The sequence below is a fragment of the Methylobacterium oryzihabitans genome, from assembly GCF_004004555.2.
GTDB lineage: Bacteria > Pseudomonadota > Alphaproteobacteria > Rhizobiales > Beijerinckiaceae > Methylobacterium > Methylobacterium oryzihabitans.
Map to the genome: position 1 here is coordinate 86,944 of NZ_SACP01000018.1, position 19,840 is coordinate 106,783.

The 19,840-nt window shown below is 71.3% G+C and carries 14 protein-coding genes; 6 read left to right on the forward strand and 8 right to left on the reverse strand.

Features of this window, described 5'->3' with window-relative positions; all coding sequences use genetic code 11:
* Window positions 1–160 precede the first annotated feature (160 nt).
* From EOE48_RS18225 to EOE48_RS18235, 3 genes are read right to left on the reverse strand one after another with little or no spacing between them, the layout of a single operon-like run.
* The gene (locus EOE48_RS18225) at window positions 161–619 is read right to left on the reverse strand and encodes a MaoC family dehydratase (RefSeq protein WP_127731733.1); all 459 of its coding nucleotides are present in this window, start codon (window positions 617–619) and stop codon (window positions 161–163) included.
* A gap of 55 nt (window positions 620–674) precedes the next feature.
* Window positions 675–1,379 carry a uracil-DNA glycosylase gene (ung, locus tag EOE48_RS18230; RefSeq protein ID WP_127731791.1) on the reverse strand — a complete coding sequence of 235 codons (705 nt, stop codon included), beginning with the start codon at window positions 1,377–1,379 and terminating at the stop codon, window positions 675–677.
* 22 nt (window positions 1,380–1,401) lie between these two features.
* Complete coding sequence (locus EOE48_RS18235; RefSeq protein ID WP_127731735.1) at window positions 1,402–2,931, reverse strand: bifunctional metallophosphatase/5'-nucleotidase; 1,530 nt, start codon at window positions 2,929–2,931, stop codon at window positions 1,402–1,404.
* Window positions 2,932–3,106: 175 nt separating this feature from the next.
* On the opposite strand from EOE48_RS18235, the gene hemH reads away from it, so the two are divergent.
* Together hemH and EOE48_RS18245 are read left to right on the forward strand one after the other, a co-directional pair.
* Window positions 3,107–4,186, forward strand: coding sequence for a ferrochelatase (gene hemH / locus EOE48_RS18240; RefSeq protein ID WP_127731737.1), 1,080 nt, complete (start codon window positions 3,107–3,109; stop codon window positions 4,184–4,186).
* A gap of 13 nt (window positions 4,187–4,199) precedes the next feature.
* A complete protein-coding gene (locus tag EOE48_RS18245; protein WP_127731739.1) occupies window positions 4,200–5,003 on the forward strand; it encodes a DUF3750 domain-containing protein in 804 nt (267 codons plus the stop codon).
* A gap of 6 nt (window positions 5,004–5,009) precedes the next feature.
* Here EOE48_RS18245 and EOE48_RS18250 read toward each other — a convergent pair whose 3' ends face one another.
* Entirely contained in the window at window positions 5,010–6,257 is a 1,248-nt protein-coding gene (locus EOE48_RS18250; protein WP_127731741.1) for a replication initiator protein A, read from the reverse strand.
* A gap of 307 nt (window positions 6,258–6,564) precedes the next feature.
* On the opposite strand from EOE48_RS18250, the gene EOE48_RS29260 reads away from it, so the two are divergent.
* The 3 genes from EOE48_RS29260 (at window position 6,565) to EOE48_RS18260 (ending at window position 9,063) form a co-directional block, all read left to right on the forward strand.
* On the forward strand, window positions 6,565–6,738 hold the full coding sequence (locus EOE48_RS29260) for a hypothetical protein (protein WP_187371462.1): 174 nt from the start codon (window positions 6,565–6,567) through the stop codon (window positions 6,736–6,738).
* A gap of 245 nt (window positions 6,739–6,983) precedes the next feature.
* Window positions 6,984–7,637 carry an ABC transporter ATP-binding protein gene (locus tag EOE48_RS18255; RefSeq protein WP_127731743.1) on the forward strand — a complete coding sequence of 218 codons (654 nt, stop codon included), beginning with the start codon at window positions 6,984–6,986 and terminating at the stop codon, window positions 7,635–7,637.
* Window positions 7,638–7,821: 184 nt separating this feature from the next.
* Window positions 7,822–9,063 (forward strand): KpsE/RkpR family capsule polysaccharide export protein, encoded by a 1,242-nt coding sequence (locus tag EOE48_RS18260; protein WP_127731745.1) that lies wholly within the window; start codon window positions 7,822–7,824, stop codon window positions 9,061–9,063.
* A gap of 310 nt (window positions 9,064–9,373) precedes the next feature.
* Here the strand turns inward: EOE48_RS18260 and EOE48_RS18265 are convergent, their stop codons facing one another.
* The 4 genes from EOE48_RS18265 to EOE48_RS18280 all read right to left on the reverse strand — a co-directional run bounded on the left by EOE48_RS18265 (window position 9,374) and on the right by EOE48_RS18280 (window position 18,873).
* Complete coding sequence (locus EOE48_RS18265) at window positions 9,374–10,882, reverse strand: efflux transporter outer membrane subunit (protein WP_127731747.1); 1,509 nt, start codon at window positions 10,880–10,882, stop codon at window positions 9,374–9,376.
* Window positions 10,879–14,142: an efflux RND transporter permease subunit gene (locus tag EOE48_RS18270; protein ID WP_127731749.1), complete on the reverse strand. Its 3,264-nt coding sequence runs from the start codon at window positions 14,140–14,142 to the stop codon at window positions 10,879–10,881. Before EOE48_RS18270 ends, EOE48_RS18265 begins: the two co-directional genes overlap by 4 nt.
* A gap of 253 nt (window positions 14,143–14,395) precedes the next feature.
* On the reverse strand, window positions 14,396–17,515 hold the full coding sequence (locus EOE48_RS18275; RefSeq protein WP_127731751.1) for an MdtB/MuxB family multidrug efflux RND transporter permease subunit: 3,120 nt from the start codon (window positions 17,513–17,515) through the stop codon (window positions 14,396–14,398).
* A complete protein-coding gene (locus EOE48_RS18280; protein ID WP_127731753.1) occupies window positions 17,512–18,873 on the reverse strand; it encodes an MdtA/MuxA family multidrug efflux RND transporter periplasmic adaptor subunit in 1,362 nt (453 codons plus the stop codon). Before EOE48_RS18280 ends, EOE48_RS18275 begins: the two co-directional genes overlap by 4 nt.
* 304 nt (window positions 18,874–19,177) lie before the next feature.
* On the opposite strand from EOE48_RS18280, the gene EOE48_RS18285 reads away from it, so the two are divergent.
* A complete protein-coding gene (locus EOE48_RS18285; RefSeq protein ID WP_127731755.1) occupies window positions 19,178–19,819 on the forward strand; it encodes a DedA family protein in 642 nt (213 codons plus the stop codon).
* Window positions 19,820–19,840 lie beyond the last annotated feature (21 nt).

Here is a 19,840-nt window from a genome sequence, read left to right on the forward strand (position 1 = left end):
TGGCATCGAAAATTCGAGATGGATCAATGGCCCGATGCGTCAGCATCTTGGGGCATTGGTATAAGCGACCGAGCATCGAACCGACCACCTCGCGACCCCGCCGGGGCGCACGCCACCCCATTCCGGGGGCAGACCTGCACACCCTCGCCCGCCGGCCCGCTCACCAATGGTGCAGCACCACCGCGTCGGCGAGGCAGGCCGGGCGCTCCTGGCCCTCGACCTCGACGGTGACCCGGTAGGTGGCGCGCAGGCCGCTCGGCGGCACGTCCAGGGCGGCCGCGAGGGTGACGCGGCCGCGAAGGCGCGCGCCGACCAGCACCGGCGCGGGAAACCGCACTCGGTCGAGGCCGTAATTGAGGCTGAGGCGAAGCCCGTCGAGGCGGCGCACCCCGGCGATGAAGCGCGGCACCAGCGACAGGGTGAGGTAGCCGTGCGCGACCGTGGTGCGGTAGGGCGATTCCCGCGCCGCGCGCTCCGGGTCGACGTGGATCCACTGGTGGTCGCCGGTGGCGTCGGCGAAGCGGTCGATCATCGCCTGATCGACGGTGATCCACTCCCCGACCCCGATCTCCTGCCCGAGCGCCGCCTTCAGCGCCTCCGGCCCGTCGAATGCCTGCATGGCGCCCTCCCCGGCGTCGCGGCGGACCTGCCGCCGCCCCGCTATGCCAGCCCCGCTAGGCCAAGCGCCAGTCGATCGGCTCAAGCCCCTTCTCGGCGAGCCAAGCATTCGCCTGCCCGAACGGCCGCGAGCCGCGGAAATCGGCCCGTCGGTTGAGCGGCGAGGGATGGCCGGCCTCCAGCACGAGGTGGCGCGACCGGTCGACGAGGGCGGCGCGGCGCCGGGCCGGGGCGCCCCAGAGCAGGAAGGCGACCGCCGGGCGGGTCTCGGACACGGCGGCCACCGCCCCATCGGTTAGGGCGTCCCAGCCGAGCTTCATGTGCGCCCCCGATTGTCCGGCCTCGACCGTGAGGGCGGCGTTGAGCAGCAGCACGCCCTGGCGCGCCCACGGCGTGAGGTCGCCGGAGGTCGGGACCGCGGAGCCGGTCTCCTCGGCCATCTCGGCGAGGATCACCTTCAGCGAGGCCGGCAGCCGTCGCTTGCCGACGTAGGAGAAGGCGAGCCCGTGGGCGTCCCCCGGCGTCGGATACGGGTCCTGGCCGAGGATCACCGCCCGCACGGCATTGAGCGGCGTCAGCGCAAGGGCGCGAAACACGTCGCCGGGCGCCGGCAGCACCGTCGCGCCCGCGCCGGCCCGGGCATCAACCGCGGCGGCGACCCGCTCGGCGCCGCCGTCGCGGAAGAACGGCAGGGACAGCCAGGGCGAGCCGCCCTCGCGGAAGCGCGCGAGGGCCTGCGTCACGGTCGCGGGATCGGTCATGTCGGTCCGAGTCATGCCCGTCCTAAACGATCACGATGCGCCCGGTCTCGATGGTGAGCGGCGCGGAGCGGCGGATATAGTCCGCCACCGTCGTCGCGACGAGCGTGCCGTCGGTCTCGCCGATCAGGGTGCGGCCCTGCGCCAGCACCCCGTAGCCGTTGCCGCCGCCGAACATGAAGCTGTTGGCCGCGACCTCGTAGACCCGCAGCGGATCGAGCGGCTCGCCCGCAACCGTGACCTCGCGCACCCGGTTCCCGGGCTTGGCCGCGGCGTCGACGGTGACGCGCAGTCCCGAGACCTGCGGGAACCGGCCCGCCGGACGCTCGACCTCGTGGAACCCGTTCTCCAGCGCCGCCCGCACCTGGGCGCCGGTGATCGCGACGAGCACCGTGGTGTTGCCGAACGGCAATTCGGTCATCACGTCCCGGGTCGTGAGCACGGTGCCGGGCGGGTAGAGCCGGTTGCCGCGGATGCCGCCGCCGTTGGTCAGCGCGATCGCCGCCCCCGTCGCCGCCCGCATCGCGTCGGCGACGAGGTCGCCGAAGGCCGATTCACCCTGGCGCACCGCGCCGGTGCGGGTGTCGAGCGCCGTCTCGGTGCGGCCGAGGGGCTGGTCGAGCACGCCGTCGAACTCGCGGTTGTAGCGGTCGACCGCCGCCTGCACCTCGGGATCGGGCTCGATCGTGGCCGAGTCGTGGATGCGGAAGCGCGGCGTCCAGGTGGTGCGGCGGGTCTTGCCCTCGCCGGCGGTCTCGGCGTGGATCTCGATCGCCGTGACGTACTCGGCGTCGTGGCCGGATTCGGCGAAGACCGTGCGGCCGTCGTAGCGCAGGGCGAGGTCGTGGTCGTGGCCCGACAGCACGATGTCGGCGAGCCGGCTCGCCACCAGCACGTCGTCGGTGGCCCGGTCGGTGTGGCAGACCGCGACCACGATCTCGGCGCCGGCCGTCCGCAGCCGCTCGGATTCGCGCCGCAGGGTGTCGAGGGCCGGGCCGAAGCGCCAGTCGCCGGAATTGGACTTGCCGGCGGTCTCCGGCAGGGCGATGCCGACGATCCCGACCTTGAGCCCGCCGAGGGTGACGATCGTCGAATCCTGCAGGCCCGGCAGCGGGGTGCCGTCGGCCTGCCGCAGGTTGGCGGCGAAGACCGGGAAGGTCGCCTCCGCCATGCGCTGGCGAAACACCTCCTGGCCGAAATCGAACTCGTGGTTGCCCGGCACGAACACGTCCGGCCGGATCAGGTTGGTGAGCGCGATGATGTGCCGGCCCTTGTCGAAGCCCGACAGCAGCGAGGGCGACAGGGTATCGCCGGCGTGGCAGACCAGCACCGGCACGCCCCGCGCCCGCTCGGCCTTGACGATGGCGGCGAGCTTCGGGAAGCCGCCGCGGCCGTCCTCGGTGCCCATCCGGTAGATGTCGTTGACGAGGACGAGGGTGAAGTCGGCCTCCGAGAGGCGCCCCCCCTGGGCCCGGGCGGTCCCGTCGTGCAGGAGGGGGGCGAGCCCGGCCGCGAGCCCGAGGCCGAGGGTCTGGCGGCGGTTGGGGCGAGACATGAGCGGCGACATCTCCAACGATCGATCCGGCTCGGCCGCCCGTATCCGGCCGCGATGACCGGCGGATGTCGGGCGGGCCGCGCGGCTCCGCCGCGTTGGATCGCGCGCATCGTGCGTTATCTAAGGCCCGTTGCAAGGCGGGCGCAGCCTTCCCCTGAGGAAAATCCGAGCGATCATGACCGAGGTGACACAGACGGCCGTCCTGGAGCGCGGCGCCACCCCGCTGGCCCCGGGGGCCGGCACCCTGCCCAGCGGGCATCCGCCGGTGAAGTGGGGCCGCGTCGGCGTGCTGCTGATGAATCTCGGCACGCCCGAGGGCACGAGCTACTGGCCGATGCGCCGCTACCTCAAGGAGTTCCTGTCCGACCGGCGGGTGATCGAGGTGCCCCGCGCGATCTGGTGGCCGCTGCTCAACCTCGTCATCCTCACCAAGCGCCCCGGGCCGAAGGGGCGCGACTACGCTTCGGTGTGGAACACCGAGCGCGACGAGGGCCCGCTCAAGACCATCACCCGCGGGCAGGCGGAGAAGCTCCAGGCGGCGATGGGCGACCGGGTCGTGGTCGACTGGGCGATGCGCTACGGCAAGCCGGAGGTCGACAAGCGGATCCAGGCGCTGCTCGACCAGGGCTGCGACCGCATCCTGCTGGTGCCGCTCTACCCGCAATACGCCGCCGCGACCTCGGCCACCGCCTGCGACCAGGCGTTCCGGGCGCTGATGAGGATGCGCTGGCAGCCGACCGTGCGGGTCTCGCCGCCCTATCACGACGACCCGGTCTACATCGCGGCGCTCGCCGACTCGATCCGGGACGGGCTGGCGAAGCTCGACTTCGAGCCCGAGGTGATCCTGACCTCGTTCCACGGCGTGCCGAAGAGCTACCTGCTCAAGGGCGACCCCTATCACTGCCAGTGCCACAAGACCGGGCGGCTGCTGCGGGAGGCGCTCGGCTACTCGCCCGAACGGATGCGGGTGACGTTCCAGTCGCGCTTCGGCAACGAGGAATGGCTCAAGCCCTACACCGACGAGACCGTGAAGGCGCTGGCGGCCGAGGGGGTCAAGCGCCTCGCCATCGTGGCCCCGGGCTTCACCGCCGACTGCCTGGAGACCCTGGAGGAACTCGACGGCGAGAACCGGCACTATTTCGAGGAGGCCGGCGGCGAGCGTTTCGCCTACATCCCGTGCCTCAACGACGGGCCGGACGGCATGCGGGTGATCGCGCACGTCGTCGCGCGCGAATTGCGGGGCTGGATCGACTGACCCTCGGCCTCCCGTGCTCCCGCGCCTCGCCGGCCTGCTGGGCCGGCTCGCCCTCGCGGTCGCGGTGCTGTTCCTGGCGCCGCTCGCCGCCCACGCGGTGTGGTGGCTCAGCCGCAACGACCCGACCCCGGACTGGGCCACCGCCGACTGGTCGAGCGCCCGCCTGCTGCCGCCGGCCGCCGCGATGCCGGGCGCGATGGTGCGGGTCTACGCCGCCCGGGTCGGGCTCTGGCGGGGCATCTTCGCCCATCATTGCTGGATCGTCGTCAAGGAGGCGGGCGCAGCCCGCTACACCCGCTTCGACGTGGTCGGCTGGGGCCTGCCGGTGCGGACCGACGCCTACGCGGCGGATGCGCGCTGGTTCGGCAACCCGCCCCAGGTGGTGCTCGCCCTCGACGGCGAGGCCGCCGCCCGGGCGGTGCCGCGGATCCGCGCCGCGGTGGCGGTCTACCCGTACCGGGCGGCGGGCAGCTACACGGTCTGGCCGGGGCCGAACTCCAACACCTTCGTGGCGCAGGTCCTGCGCGCCGTGCCGGACCTCGGCGCCGCCCTGCCGCCGACCGCGCTGGGCAAGGACTTCTCCGAGCGGATCGTCGCGCCGACCCCGAGCCGCACCGGCTGGCAGGTGACGTGGCGCGGCTATGCCGGGCTGACGCTCGGCTGGGTCGAGGGCGTCGAGATCAACCTTTTCGGCGCGGTGCTGGGCCTCGACCTGCGCCGTCCGGCGCTCAAGCTGCCGGGCTGGGGCCGCATCGGGACCGATCCGGCGGGCAGCGCCGGGCCCGTCGAGGCGATGCCGGCGCCGGGGCGCGCCTGAGCCGGATCAGAGCAGCAGTTCGGCGGAGCGGACCCCGAGCGGCGCATCCTCCTGGCGCGCCTTCATCAGCAGGACGTCCTCGCGCCGCCCGGCGACGATCTCAAGTTCGTAGTCCGGAAACGGAAAAACCTGCGTCTGGGTCACGAACTGGCGCACCTTGTGGGCGAATTGCGGCAGCGCCTGCGGCGAGCCGCTGCGCTTCAGCATCTCGGACATGCCGTAGCGCGCCTCGCCCTGGCCCGCCGCCTTGCGCGCCAGCCGGTAGATGAAGCGTCCGATCCCCTGGTTGATGAGGAAGTATTCCGGGTTGAGGGTCAGGATCTGCGGCGCGGTGTCGCCGTGGACCACGCCGTCGTAGACCCAGTCGGGAATCCCGATCTCCACGACGTCGATGTTGCCGGTGACGGTCTTGCTGACGACCCTGAACATCTGGATCAGCGGCATCGACACCACCTCGCGCCGGCGCCCGTTGAGGAGGTTGACGATCTTGATCCGGGTGCCCTGGAGCCGGTCGAGGGCGGCCTCGATGTCCTTGTACTGCTTGCCGCCCGAGTTGCGCCGGCAGAAGCGCAGGATGTGGGCGGTGTTGGGCCGGTAGACCCGGCCCGGCAGGTCGACCCGCAGGCCCTTGGCTTGGTCGATCCGGTAGCGGCGCACCGCATCGGCGAGGCTCGACACCATGTGCAGGAAGATGTCGTAGTCGAAGACGGTGGCGAGCCCGGCCGAGGCGCTGCCGTCGATCGTGATGATGCAGTCCTTCAGCTCGTAGCGGATCACCCCGTCGCGGCGGTTCTTGCTCAGCGAGAACGGGGCGATGTCCATCAGGTTGATGTCGTCCTTGAGCGGCGCATCGTAGATGCTCGGCGCGAAGAACGACAGTTGCGGCTCGGCCTCCTCCCGGGGCGCCGGCCGGTACGGGTCCGGGATCGCCGGGACCGGGGCGGGCAGTTCGGCGACCAGGGCGCCGACGATGTCGGTCCGCCGGTCGTTGAGCTTCACCGCATGGCCGAGGTCGCGCAGCGCCCGGTCCAGGGTCGTCGAGGGCTCGGAGACGGAAAGCTTGAGGTCGGCGAGGCTGCGCCGGCTGTAGAACCGCCGCAACCGGCTCAGGGCGTCGCGATCGAGGGCGATCGCCGGCCGGGCCGTCTTGCGGCAGAACTCGTCCGCGAGCCGCTGGAGATAGCGGTTCTTGTCGTGCAGCCCCAGGTCCGAGAAGGCGTCGATCGGCATCAGGTCGAGGCGGACAGGAGACATGCGGCATCCAACTCCCGTGGCGGCGACCCTGCCGGCGGAGCGCGATCCTGCCGGGCGTCCCGGCGGGACCCGGCGAACCTTAGCGCCTTCCGCCGGCGGCAGCCAGGGCGGGGCGAGCCGGCTGCACGGCGACCTTCACCGGGCACCAAGTCTTCACCGGGCACCAAGTCACGGTCCAGCCTCAAGGTTCCCGCCGACCGACTTATCCAGGGCCGCGTGCGCGCAGGCGCTTGCAACCGATCCGGCCGCCATGCGTTACTGATGCAGCAAAGTCACAGGCAAGAGTCACGGGCAAGGGAGCGGTTTGGTGGCGATTTTCCAGATCAAGCAGACGACCACCGGCGCGGTGCTGTGGACCGGCGGCGCCGAGAACGAGCGGCAGGCGCTCGACGCCCTCGCGCGCGAGGCGGGCTACGCCGATTTCGACGCGCTGCCCGAGACCCTGCGCGCCCTGAAGGCCGACCGCCTCAACCTCGGCTGAGGCGCCGGCCCCGCCGGACGCCGCCCACGACCAAGCGGCGCCGGCCCCGCCGGACGCCTCTCACGACCAAGCCGGGCTTCGCCCGGCTTTTTTCATGTCCGTCGCCGCGACGCGGCGTCCTGCCGCCGGCGCCTCCCGAACGGCGGCGCGGCCGGGCCTGTTTTCTCAGATTCGCCGCTTTTGCGGCGCAGGGACCCCGCCGGGCCGGGCGCCGCCGCGCGCCCCGTGGAACGGACCCTCGCGCCATGATCCGCTTCGACTCGGTCACCAAGATCTACAAGACCAACGGGCACCGCCGGGTCATCCTCGACCGCACCTCGCTCACCCTCAAGCCGGGCGTCAGCTACGGCATCCTCGGCATCAACGGGGCGGGCAAGTCCACCACCATGCGGCTGATGGCCGGCACCGACATGCCGACCCGCGGCCGCGTCATCCGCACCACCCGGGTCTCCTGGCCTCTCGGCTTCTCGGGCGGCTTCCATCCGCTGATGACGGGCAAGGAGAACGTCATCTTCGTCGCCCGCATCCACGGCGAGGATCCGCGCAAGGTGCTCGAATTCGTCGAGGACTTCTCGGAACTCGGCGAGTACATGAACGTCCCGATCTCGTCCTACTCCTCGGGAATGGGCGCCCGGCTCGCCTTCGGCATGAGCATGGCGATCCCGTTCGACTGCTACCTCGTCGACGAGGTCACGGCGGTCGGCGACGCGCGCTTCGCCAAGCGTTGCGACGAGGTGTGGTCGAAGCGCCGGGCCAATGCCGACATCATCATGATCTCGCACGGCATGGACTCGCTGCGCGCCTATTGCAGCCAGGGCATCGTCATCGCCAACGGCCGCGCGGTGATCTATCCCGACATCAACGACGCCATCGAGGTCTACAAGCGGCTGAACCAATGACACGGCTTTTGAACAACTCGTTCCAAAGCCGTGTCGCAGCCCGCGCGGCGCATGAGCGACACCGGTTTGTGCATCGCGAAAGCGAGTGCGGCGCAGTCGCCGAGCGATCCGTCAGAAACCGTATGAGGCGCCCGCGCCGCCCCGCGTCCCCGCTCGCCGCCTCCCCCAACCGGAACCCCGCCGCATGACGGTCGACGCCCGCAACCCGGAAGGCCAGCCGCTCAGCCCGGCCGACCGCTCGCGCATGATCTCCCAGTCCCTGCGCCAGATGGCGCGGGTGTCGCGCTTCTCCGATCCGAAGAAGGGCATGCGGGCGATCCGGGCGCAGGGCCGGCGCGACATCATCACGCCGATCCTGTTCGTGGCCCTGTTCGTGATCCCGGCGCTCGCCGGCGCCGCGTTCTACGGGCTGTACCTCTCGGACCGCTACGTGACCGAGACGCGCTTCGCGATCCGGCCGGCGGTCGGGGGCGCCGAGAAGGCGACGCCGGATCAGATCGGCACCTCCAGCGGCGTCCCGAAGGAGCTGATCGCCCAGGACACCGCGATCGTGCTGGACTACGTCGAGAGCCGGCCGATGGTCGAGGCGGTCGAGAAGGTCCTGCCGGTGCGCGAGATGTTCTCGCGCTCCTCGATCGATGCCGTCTCGCGCTTCGACCCCGACCTGCCGATCGAGAAGCTGGTGCGCTACTGGCAGAAGCGGGTCGAGGTGCGGGTCGAGGGCACGTCGGGCATCGTGGTGGTGACGGTGAACGCCTTCGCGCCGGAGGACGCCCTGGCGCTGGCCAAGGCGGTCGTCGCCGAGGCCGAGCGGATGGTCAACGACCTGACCCAGCGCTCCCGCAACGACGCGCTGGCCGAGAGCGACCGCGAGATGGCGCGGGCCGAGGAGAAGCTGACCAGGCTCCACGTCGCCGTCCGCGACCTGCGCAACCGCGACGGTGTCCTCGACGCCGAGGCGGTCAACGACGCCAACCTCAAGATGCTCGGCGAGATCCGTTCGGTCCGGATCAACCTCGCGGTGAAGCTCAACCTGCTCCAGCGCGACCTGCGGGAGGACACCCGCACGATCCAGGACCTGAAGGCGCAGATCGCCCAGCTCGACGAGCAGATCGGCCGGATCGAGCGGCAGGCGACGACCCAGGACCCGCAGCAGCGCAAGGTCCTGGCCGACACCCTGACCCGGTTCGAGCAGCTCGACGAGGAGCGCAAGACCACCGAGAAGTTCTACGCCGCGACCATCGCGGCGCGGGAGCGGTCGCGGATGATCGCCGACCGGCAGATCGAGTTCTTCAGCCTCGTCGTCGCACCGGTCCTGCCGGAATCGGCCCAGCAGCCGCGGCGCCTGCTGTGGATGAGCCTCGTGGTGGCGGGCGCCGGCGTGGTGTTCGGCCTCGCGATGCTGATCCGCCGCTCGATCGACTAGAGCATCGTCCGACGGACCGGATCCCGCTTCGCGGTCGAGAATGCGGCAGCATCGATGAACCAGAGCAGGGGCCGACGGCACCGTGATCGGACCCTGCTTAAAGCGCCCGCGTGATGCCGTTGCCGGACGATCGGTTCCGAAAATCGGATCCTACGATTTCTGACTGATCGCCCGGAAATCGCATCATACGAAATCCGATTGATCGCTCGGCGATCCTGGCGGATCGCATTCGCGATGCGGATTTCGGCTTCGCTCATGCGCTGCGCAGGCCGGTGATACGGTTGTCGGACCTGATCGTCCGAAAACCGTATCACTCGTCGACGCGCGGCGACTGCCCGTCGTCGATCGGCAGGGTCTCGAACCGCTTGAGCTCGTCGCCGGACGGCAGGCCGGCGGCGTCCCAGCCGCCGCCCAGCGCCCGGATCAGCGCCACCGCGTTGGTGTAGCGGTTGAGCAGGATCTGCAGCGCCGTCACCTCGTTGTTCAGCTCGATCGCCTGCGCGGTCACGACCGTGGTGTAGTTCTGGGTGCCGGCCCGGTACTCGTTGAGGGCGATCTCGACGGCCCGGCGCGACGACAGCACCGCGATCTCCTGCGCCGCCGCCTGCTTCGCCAGGATGCGCTGGCCGGCCAGCCCGTTCTCGACCTCCTGGAACGCGGTCAGCACGGTCTGGCGGTAGTTCGCCACCGTGACGTCGTAGGCCGCCCGCGCCGCCTGGAGCACCGCCGACCGGGCGCCACCGTCGAACAGCGCCTGGCTCGCCGCGCCGGTCACCGACCACACCGTGCTGGCGGCGGAGAACAGCGCCCGCCCGGTGCCGCCCGAGACGCCGCCCGAGGCCGACAGCGTCACCGTGGGGTAGAACGCCGCCACGGCGACGCCGATCTGCTCGCTCTGCGCCTGGACGTTGCGCTCGGCCACCGCGATGTCGGGCCGGCGCTCCAGGAGGTCGGAGGGCAGGCGCACCGGCACCGCGGGCGGGCGCGTCGCGAGGTCCCGGCGCGACAGCGACAGTTCCGAGGGCGGCCGGCCGATCAGCGTCGCGATGGCGTGTTCGAGGTTCGCCCGCTGGAGCCCAACCGCGATCGCCTGGGCCTGGGTGGTCTGGAGCTGGGTCTGGGCCGTGATGACGTCGGAGCGCGCCGCGACGCCGGCGGCGTACTGGTTCTCCACGATGGCGAGCGAGCGCCGGTAGGCCTCGACCGTGCGGTCGAGCAGGCCCTGGAGCGAATCCTGGTAGCGGAGCTGGAAATAGGCGGTGGCCAGCTCGCCCTGGTTGGCGAGGCGCACCGCCGCGAGGTCGGCGGCGCTGGCCTGCGCCGCCGCGACGTCGCTCTCGATCTGGCGCCGGATGCGGCCGAACAGGTCGAGCTCCCAGTTCGCGGTGCCCTGGAGATTCACCGTCGTGCGCTCGATCCCGAGGGTGCGGGCACGGGTGATCGAGGGTGCGCCGAGCACGGTGGGAAACAGTTGGGCGCGGGCCTCCTGCACCAGGGCCCGCGACTGGCGGTAGGAGGCGACGGCGGCGCGCAGGTTCTGGTTGTCGACGTCGATCAGCCGGGCGAGCCGGTCGAGCTGGCCGTCGCGGAAGACCCGCCACCAGTCGCCGCGGTCGGCGCCGTCGCTCGGCCGGGCCGGTCGCCAGTTGCGGCCCGGACCGCGGGGGCCGCCGGGATCGCCCGCCGGCGCACCGCCCTCCTTGAAGGCGAGCGGCGTCTCGACCGAGGGGCGCGCGTAGTCCGGCCCGACGAGGCAGCCGCCGAGGACGAGCGGCAGCAGGCCGCCGGCGGCCGTGCGGAGGAGCGCGCGGACCGTCATTCGCCGGCCGGGAGCGGACCGGAGGGGCGGCGGCGCCTGGCCCAGAGCCGGAACCGGTCGAGGTAGAGGTAGACCACCGGGGTCGTGTAGAGGGTCAGGACTTGGCTCACCGTGAGGCCGCCGACGATGGCGATGCCGAGCGGACGGCGCAGCTCGGAGCCCTCGCCGGTCTCGAGGATCAGCGGCAGCGCCCCGAGCAGCGCCGCCAGGGTTGTCATCAGGATCGGGCGGAAGCGCAAGAGGCAGGCCTCGGTGATCGCCTCGCGCGGGGACAGGCCGCGGCTGCGCTCCGCGTGGAGCGCGAAGTCGATCATCATGATCGCGTTCTTCTTGACGATGCCGATGAGCAGGAAGACCGCGATCAGCGCGATGACGCCGAATTCCTCGCCCGCGAGCATCAGGGCGAGCACGGCGCCGATGCCGGCGGACGGCAGGGTCGAGAGGATCGTGACGGGGTGGACGACGCTCTCGTACAGGATGCCGAGCACCGCGTAGACGGCGAGCAGGGCGGCCAGGATGAGCAGCGGCTGGCGCGAGGCCGAGGCCTGGAAGCTGCGCGCCGCGCCGGCGAACTCGCCGTGGATCGTCGCCGGGATCCGCAGGGCGCGCATGTGCCGGTCGATCGCCGCGGTGGCGTCGCTGAGCGATTTTCCGGGGGGCAGGTTGAACGACAGCGTGGTGGCGACGAACAGGCCCTGGTGGCTGACCTGGACCGGGGTGTTGCCGGTCTCGAACCGGGCGAAGGCGGTGAGCGGCACCATCGTCTCCTTGGCGCTGCTCACCGGCGCGCTCGACGAGGCGCCGGAGCGCCCGCCCGCGATGGCGTTGCCGGCTGCGTTGCGGGCCGAATCGGTGGCGACCGCAGCCGCGGTCGGGTCGGCCGCCGCCCCCTCGACGGTGCCCGCCACCGCGTTGGTGACCGCTGAGCCCCGCGCCCGCGCGCCCGAGGTCGAGACGTAGATCAGCTTGAGCGTCTCGGGATTGCCGAGGTAGCGCGGGGCGATCTCCATCACCACCCGGTACTGATTGAGCGGGTTGTAGATCGTCGAGACCGCGCGCTGGCCGAAGGCGTCGTAGAGGGTGTTGTCGATCGTGTCCGGGGTCAGGCCGTAGCGGTAGGCGGTCGGCCGGTCGATCACCAGCAGGGTCTCGAGGCCGCCCTGCTGCTGGTCGGAATTCACGTCGGCGAAGGTCGGGTCGGCGCGCATCGCCTCCAGGAGCTTCGGCGTCCACTCGTAGAGGTCCGCCGCGCTGTCGCCCTGGAGCGAGTACTGGAACTGGGCGAAGCTCTGGCGGCCGCCGACGCTGAGGTCCTGGCGCGGGAACAGGAACAGCCGGGCGCCCGGGATGCCGGCGAGCTTCGGCCGCAGCCGCGCCATGACGGCGCCGATCGGGTCGCGCTCGCCCCGCGGCTTGAGGCCGACGAAGACGTTGGCCGAGTTGGTGCCCCGCCCGCCGGTGAAGCCGACGACGCTTTCCACCGCCGGGTCGGCCCGCACGATCGCGGTGGCCTCGCGCAGCTTCACGCTCATCGCCTGGAACGAGATGCGCTGGTCGGCCTGGACGCCGCCGATCATCTGGCCGGTATCCTGCTGCGGGAAGAAGCCCTTCGGCACGATGACGTAGAGCCAGACGTTGAGCGCTACCGTGCCGAGCAGGACCAGCATCACCAGCGGGCCGTGGCGCAGCGACCAGCCCAGCGTGCGCCGGTAGAAGGCGAGCAGCGCGGAAAATCCCGCTTCCAGCAGGCGGGCGAGCCGCCCGGGCCGGCCGCGATGCTCCTCGGCCACCAGCAGGCGGGCGCACATCATCGGGGTCGTGGTCAGCGACACGACGAGGGAGATCAGGATCGCCAGCGACAGCACGACGGCGAATTCCTGGAACAGGCGGCCGATCAGGCCGCCCATCAGCAGGATCGGCAGGAACACCGCGACCAGCGACAGGCTCATCGACAGCACGGTGAAGCCGACCTCGCGGGCGCCGAGCAGGGCGGCCTCGACCCGGCCGCGCCCCTCCTCGATGTGCCGCTGGACGTTCTCCAGCACCACGATGGCGTCGTCGACGACGAAGCCGGCGGCGACGATCAGGGCCATCAGCGACAGGTTGTCGAGGCTGTAGCCGCACAGATACATCACCGCGAAGGTGCCGATGAGCGAGACCGGCACCGCCACCGCCGGGATCAGGGTCGCCCGCGGCGAGCGCAGGAACACGAACACCACCAGGATCACGAGGCCGACCGAGATCACCAGGGTCCGCTCGGCCTCCGCCAGGGAGGCCCGGATCGTGACGCTGCGGTCGCCGGCGACGACGAGCTCGACGTCGCCGGGCAGCGCCGCCTTGAGCTGCGGCAGCGCCGCCTTGAGGGCGTCGACGGTCTCGACCACGTTGCCGCCGGGCTGCTTGTAGACCAGCAGCATCACCCCGGGCTTGCCGTTGACGAGGCCGAGGTTGCGCCGGTCCTCGACCCCGTCGACCACCTGCGCCACGTCGGAGAGGCGCACCGCGGCGCCGTTGCGGTAGGCGACGACGATGTCGCGGTAATCCGCCGCCACCCGGCCCTGGTCGTTGGCGTAGAGCTGGTAGCGGCGCGGCCCGACCTCGATCGCCCCTTTCGGCGAGTTGGCGTTGGCGCTGGCCAGCGCCGCCCGGATGCCCTCCAGGCCGATGCCGTAGTTGAACAGCGCCCACGGATCGAGCTCGACCCGCACCGCCGGCAGCGAGGCGCCGCCGATGTCGACGTTGCCGATGCCCTCGAGCTGCGACAGCTTCTGCTGCAGCACGGTGGCGGCGGAATCGTAGAGCGTGCCGGGGCTCAGGGTGTTCGAGGTCAGGCCGACGATCAGCACCGGCGAGTCGGCGGGGTTGAACTTGCGGTAGGTCGGGTTCTGGCGCAGCGCCGTCGGCAGCTCGGCCCGCGCGGCGTTGATCGCCGCCTGCACGTCGCGGGCGGCGCCGTCGATGTTCCGGTCGAGCCCGAACTGGAGCACGATCCGGGTCGACCCGACCGAACTCGTCGAGGTCATCTGGTCGACGTCGGCGATCTGGCCAAGACGCCGTTCCAGGGGCGCCGCGACGGTGCTCGCCATCGTCTCCGGGCTCGCTCCGGCCATCTGGGCCTGGACCAGGATGGTCGGGAAGTCGACCTGCGGCAGCGGCGCCACCGGCAGCTTCACGAAGGCGAACAGCCCGGCGAGCACCACCCCGAGGGTGAGCAGCGTCGTCGCGATCGGGCGCAGGATGAAGGGGGCCGAGAGGTTCACCGGGGGGCGTCCGGTGGCGAGGGGAGACTAGCCCATGCCGGCGTCAGGCTTGCCGCCCCCTTTCCCGGACGACTGGAACGCAGTGGAAGGAGATCCGGGATCCAGCACGACAAGTCGCGAAGCGTCCGCTTCTCTGCAACGTTGCCGCTGGTGAGCCGCTTCGCGGCACTTCCTGTGCTGGATCCCGGATCTCCTTCCGCTATCGCTCCAGTCGTCCGGGAAAAGGGGAGGCCGAAAAGCCCGTCACCGCCCCTCACGGCACCACCTCGCCCCGCCGCAGGCCCCCGCCCCGGCGCCCGGACAGGCGCCGCGCGAGCCGGTCGAAGGCGAGGTAGATCACCGGCGTCGTGTAGAGCGTCAGGACTTGGCTCACGATCAGCCCGCCCGCGATGGCGATGCCGAGGGGCTGGCGCAGCTCCGAGCCGGTGCCGGTGCCGAGGATCAGCGGAACCGCGGCGAACAGCGCCGCGAAGGTCGTCATCAGGATCGGCCGGAAGCGCAGGATGCACGCCTCGGTGATCGCGTCGCGCGGGTCGGCCCCCTGCTCGCGCTCGGCCTGGAGCGCGAAGTCGATCATCATGATCGCGTTCTTCTTGACGATGCCGATGAGCAGCACGATCGCGATGATGCCGATGATGTCGAGGTCGTGCCCGAACAGCATCAGGCCGGCGAGCGCCCCGATTCCGGCCGAGGGCAGGGTCGAGAGGATCGTCACCGGGTGGACGAAGCTCTCGTAGAGCACGCCGAGCACGATGTAGACCGTCACGATCGCGGCCAGCACCAGGAACAGGGTGTTGTTGAGCGAGGCCTGGAACGCCAGCGCCGAGCCCTGGAAGCGCAGGGCGAAGCTCTCGGGCAGGCCGAGGCTCCGCTCCGCCGCCCGGATCGCCGCCACCGCCTGCCCCAGCGAGGCGCCGGGGGCGAGGTTGAACGAGATCGTGGTGGCGGGGAACTGGCCGAGATGGCTGATGAGCAGCGGCGAACGGCGCTCGCCGATCGTGGCGATCGCCGAGAGCGGCACCTGCCCGTTGGCGGCGGTGGCCGACGGCAGGTAGATCTGGCCGAGGGACTCGAGGGTGCGGTGGAGGTCGGGATCGGCCTCCATGATGACCCGATACTGGTTCGACTGGGTGAAGATCGTCGAGACGATGCGCTGGCCGAAGGCGTCGTAGAGCGCGTTGTCGATCGTCGCCGGGGTGATGCCGTAGCGGCCCGCCGTCGCCCGGTCGATGGTGACGTAGGCCGACAGGCCGTCCGCCTGCAGGTCGCTCGCCACGTCGGCGAGTTCGGGCAGGTCGCGCAGGCGGTCGACGAAGCGCGGCACCCAGGTGTCGAAGGCGGCGAGGTCGGGGTTCTCCAGGGTGAACTGGTACTGGGTCGCGCTCACCGCGGTGTCGATGGTGAGGTCCTGCACCGGCTGCATGTAGAGGGTGATGCCGGCCATGCCCCGGGTGCGCTCGGCGAGCCGGCGGATGATCGCGCCGGCGCTCTCGCGGCGCTCCTCGCGCGGCCTGAGGCTGATGAGGAAGCGGCCGGAATTGAGCGTGACGTTCTGGCCGTCGATGCCGATGAACGACGACAGGCCGGCGACGTCGGGATCCTTCAGGATCTCCTCCGCCAGCCGCCCCTGGCGCTCGGCCATCGCGCCGTAGGAGACGGTCTGGTCGGCCTGGGTGACGCCCTGGATCAGGCCGGTGTCCTGGATCGGGAAGAAGCCCTTCGGGATCACGACGTAGAGCGTGACGGTCAGGACCACGGTCGCGAGGGCGACCAGCAGGGTGGAGCCCTGGTGGTCGAGGACGAGGCGCAGGGTGCGGCCGTAGACGGCGAGGCCGGATTCCATCATCCGGCCGGCGGCGGCGCCGAGGCGGCCGCGGGCGCGCGCCTGCGGCGGCTGGTGGCGCAGCAGGCGCGCGCACAGCATCGGCACCAGCGTCAGCGACACCACCGCCGAGATCACGATGGTGGCGGCGAGGGTGATGGCGAATTCGTGGAACAGCCGGCCGACGACCTCGCCCATGAACAGCAGCGGGATCAGCACCGCGAGCAGCGACACGGTGAGCGAGATGATGGTGAAGCCGATCTCGCGCGAGCCCTTCAGCGCCGCTTCGAGCGGGCTCTCGCCCTCCTCGACGTGGCGGGCGATGTTCTCGATCACCACGATGGCGTCGTCGACCACGAAGCCGGTCGCGATGGTGAGCGCCATCAGCGACAGGTTGTCGAGGGAGAAGCCCCAGGCATCCATCACCGGCAGCGCGCCGACCAGCGAGAGCGGCACCGACAGGCTCGGGATCAGGGTGGCGGGCAGCGAGCGCAGGAACAGGAAGATCACCAGCACCACGAGGGCGATGGCGAGCAGCAGCTCGACCTGCACGTCGTGGACCGAGGCGCGGATCGTCACCGTGCGGTCGGTGAGCGGGGTGACCTGGACCGCCGCCGGCAGGGTGGCCTGGATCTGCGGCAGCAGCGCCTTGATCCGGTCCACCACCGCGATGACGTTGGCGCCGGGCTGGCGCTGGATGTTGACGATCACCGCGGGAGTCGTGTCGCTCCAGGCGCCGAGCCAGACGTTCTCCGGCCCGTCCGCCACCTCGGCGACGTCGGACATCCGCACCGGGTTGCCGTTGCGGTAGGCGACGATCGCGTCGCGATAGGCGGCCGGGTCGCGGATCTGGTCGTTGGCGTTGATGGTGTAGGATTGCGTCGGCCCGTCGATCGAGCCCTTCGGCGTGTTGACGTTGAGGTTGGCGATCGTGGTGCGCAGGTCGTCGATGTTGAGGCCGTAGGCGGCGAGCGCCCGGGTGTTGAAGCGCACCCGCACCGCCGGGCGCTGGCCGCCCGCCATGGTGACGAGGCCGACCCCGGCGACCTGACTGATCTTCTGGGCGAGCCGGCTCTCGGCGAGGTCGCGGACCTGCGTCAGCGCCATGGTCTTCGAGGTCAGGGCCAGCGTCAGGATCGGGGCGTCGGCCGGGTTGACCTTGGCGTAGACCGGCGGCGCCGGCAGGTCGCTCGGCAGCAGGTTGCCGGCGGCGTTGATCGCCGCCTGGACCTCCTGGGTCGCGATGTCGAGCGGCAGGTCGAGGTTGAACTGCAGCGTGATGACCGACGCCCCGGCCGAGGACTGGGACGACATCTGGTTGAGGTTGGCGAGCTGACCGAACTGCCGCTCCAGCGGCGCCGTCACCGCCGAGGTCATCACCTCGGGGCTCGCCCCCGGATAGAAGGTCTGGACCTGGATCGTCGGGTAGTCGACCGAGGGCAGCGCCGAAAGCGGCAGGTTGAAGTAGGACAGGATCCCGGTCAGCAGGATCGCCAGCATCAGCAGCGACGTGGCGACCGGGCGCAGGATGAACAGGCGCGACGGGTTCACGGGGCGGCCGGCCGGCGCCGTCCCTGGTGGCGGCCGGCCTCCGGCGGCGCCTCGCCGGCCGGGGCGGTCGGGGTGGGGGCGGCCTCGGCCGCCGATTCGGCCGGCCGGCGCCGTGCCTTGCCGTCCCCGGCGGCCTCGCCCTCGCCGACGACCCGGACCTCGGCGCCGTCGCGCAGGCGGTCGGTGCCGTCGACCACCACCCTGTCGCCGAGCGCCAGCCCGGAGGTCACGACGGTGCGCAGGCCGTCGGTCTCGCCGATGGCGACCGGCCGGACCGCGACCTTGCCGTCGGCTCCCAGGAGATAGACGTAGGTGCCGGGCGTGCCGCGCAGGATCGCCGCCGCCGGGACCAGGGTGGCGTCGCGGATCGTGTCGACGAGGAGCCGGACGTTGACGAACTGGTTGGGGAACAGCCGCTCGTCGTCGTTGGGGAACAGCGCGCGCAGCCGGAACGTGCCGGTGGTGGGGTCGATCTGGTTGTCGATCGTGTCGAGGGTGCCGGTGGTGAGTTCGGTCGTGTCGCTGCGGTCGAAGATCCGCACCGGCAGCCTCGCGCCGCCGCGCAGGCGCGCCTGCACCCGCTGCACCCGGTCCTCCGGCAGGATGAACAGCACCGACATCGGCTTGGTCTGCGTCACCACCACGATATCGGTCGTGCCGGCCGAGATGTAGTTGCCGAGATCGACCTTGCGCAGGCCGACGCGGCCGTCGACCGGCGAGACGATGCGGCCGTACTGGATGTTGAGCTTCTGCTGGTCGATCTGGGCCTGATCGGAGGCGACGATGCCCTCGTACTGCTTCACCGTGGCGGCCTGGGTGTCGACGTTCTGCTTCGAGATCGAGTCCTGCCGGTTGAGGGTCTGGTAGCGGGCGAGGTCGAGGCGGGCGTTCTGGAGCAGGGCCTGATCGCGCTGGAGCTGGCCCTGGTACTGCGCCAGCAGCGCCTCGTAGGGACGCACGTCGATCTGCGCCAGCACGTCGCCGCGCCGGACCGCCTGCCCCTCGCGGAACTCGACCGCCGTGAGGTAGCCGCTGACCTGGGAGCGCATGGTGACGGTGGCGAGCGGCGTCACCGTGCCGAGGCCCGCGAACGTCACCGGCATGTCGCCGGTCGTCACCGCGGCGACGCCGACCGCCTGGGGACCCTCCATGCCGCCGCGCCGGCCGCCGGCGCGGCCGGCGGCCTGTCCCGGCCCGGCCTGCGGCCGCGCGCCGGGCTGCCAGTACGTGCGATAGCCCCAGTACCCGGCGCCGCCGAGCAGCGCCAGGACCAGGAGCCAGACGATCCAGCTCCTGCCGCGCCGCGACCGCCCTTCCGCCTGGGCATCGTCGGTCCGGATGGGAGACAACTCGTTCATTCGCGTTTCCGAGACCCGCGCCGGCGAGGTGGTCCCGGCCTCCGGGCCGCCACCGCACCGGCGGGATCGAAGCCCTCTGCGCCCCGTCCGGCCATCCGCCAGGGTAATACGTCACCAGTACGGCCGGCACGTTGCGACAAGATTGCTGAACGCCACCCGGCCGCCGGCGCCCTGGAACAGCCACGATCTCGGGCCACCCCGTCATCCCGTCCGCGCCGGATTTTTCGGGCGCCGGGCCCGTTCCCTTTCGCCACACCCGGCCCGGCGGCGGCTCATCGCCCCCGGACCTGCCGACGAGGACCCGATGTCCTTCCTTCACGACCTGCCGGTCGCCGACCTGATCGCGCATTACGGATACTGGGCGATCTTCTTCGTCATCACCCTCGAGAGCGCCGGCGTGCCGATGCCGGGCGAGACCGCTCTCATCACCGCGGCGGTCTATGCCGGCAGCACCGGCAGCATCAGCATCTGGCTCGTGGTCGCCTCGGCGGCGGCGGCGGCGATCCTCGGCGACAATCTCGGCTACTGGGTCGGGCGGCGCTGGGGCATGCCGCTGCTGCTCAAGTACGGCAAGGCCATCGCCCTCGACCACCGCCGGCTCAAGCTCGGCCAGTACCTCTTCCGCCGGCACGGCGGGAAGATCGTGTTCTTCGGCCGCTTCACCGCGATGCTGCGGGCCTACGCCGCGCTGCTGGCCGGGGTGAACCAGTTCGACGCCCGCCGCTTCTTCCTGTTCAACGCCGCCGGCGGGATCGCCTGGGCGTCGCTGATGGGCTTCGGCGCCTATTTCTGCGGCCGCTCGATCGAGCACATCGCCGGGCCGGTCGGCCTCGCCATGCTGGCGATCGTGGTGTTCGGCGGCATCGCCCTGTGGCTGTTCGTGCGACGCCACGAGGCCCGGCTGACCATCGAGGCCGAGCAGGCGCTGCCGGGGCCGATCGGCTGAAGCGTGGTCTGCACGCCACAC

Coding starts and splice junctions, on each gene's coding strand:
- EOE48_RS18225 (WP_127731733.1), bottom strand. CDS start 619: ATGCAGGCATTCGACGGGCCGGAGGCGCTGAAGGCGGCGCTCGGGCAG.
- ung (WP_127731791.1), bottom strand. CDS start 1,379: ATGACCGATCCCGCGACCGTGACGCAGGCCCTCGCGCGCTTCCGCGAG.
- EOE48_RS18235 (WP_127731735.1), bottom strand. CDS start 2,931: ATGTCTCGCCCCAACCGCCGCCAGACCCTCGGCCTCGGGCTCGCGGCC.
- hemH (WP_127731737.1), top strand. CDS start 3,107: ATGACCGAGGTGACACAGACGGCCGTCCTGGAGCGCGGCGCCACCCCG.
- EOE48_RS18250 (WP_127731741.1), bottom strand. CDS start 6,257: ATGTCTCCTGTCCGCCTCGACCTGATGCCGATCGACGCCTTCTCGGAC.
- EOE48_RS18255 (WP_127731743.1), top strand. CDS start 6,984: ATGATCCGCTTCGACTCGGTCACCAAGATCTACAAGACCAACGGGCAC.
- EOE48_RS18260 (WP_127731745.1), top strand. CDS start 7,822: ATGACGGTCGACGCCCGCAACCCGGAAGGCCAGCCGCTCAGCCCGGCC.
- EOE48_RS18265 (WP_127731747.1), bottom strand. CDS start 10,882: ATGACGGTCCGCGCGCTCCTCCGCACGGCCGCCGGCGGCCTGCTGCCG.
- EOE48_RS18280 (WP_127731753.1), bottom strand. CDS start 18,873: ATGAACGAGTTGTCTCCCATCCGGACCGACGATGCCCAGGCGGAAGGG.
- EOE48_RS18285 (WP_127731755.1), top strand. CDS start 19,178: ATGTCCTTCCTTCACGACCTGCCGGTCGCCGACCTGATCGCGCATTAC.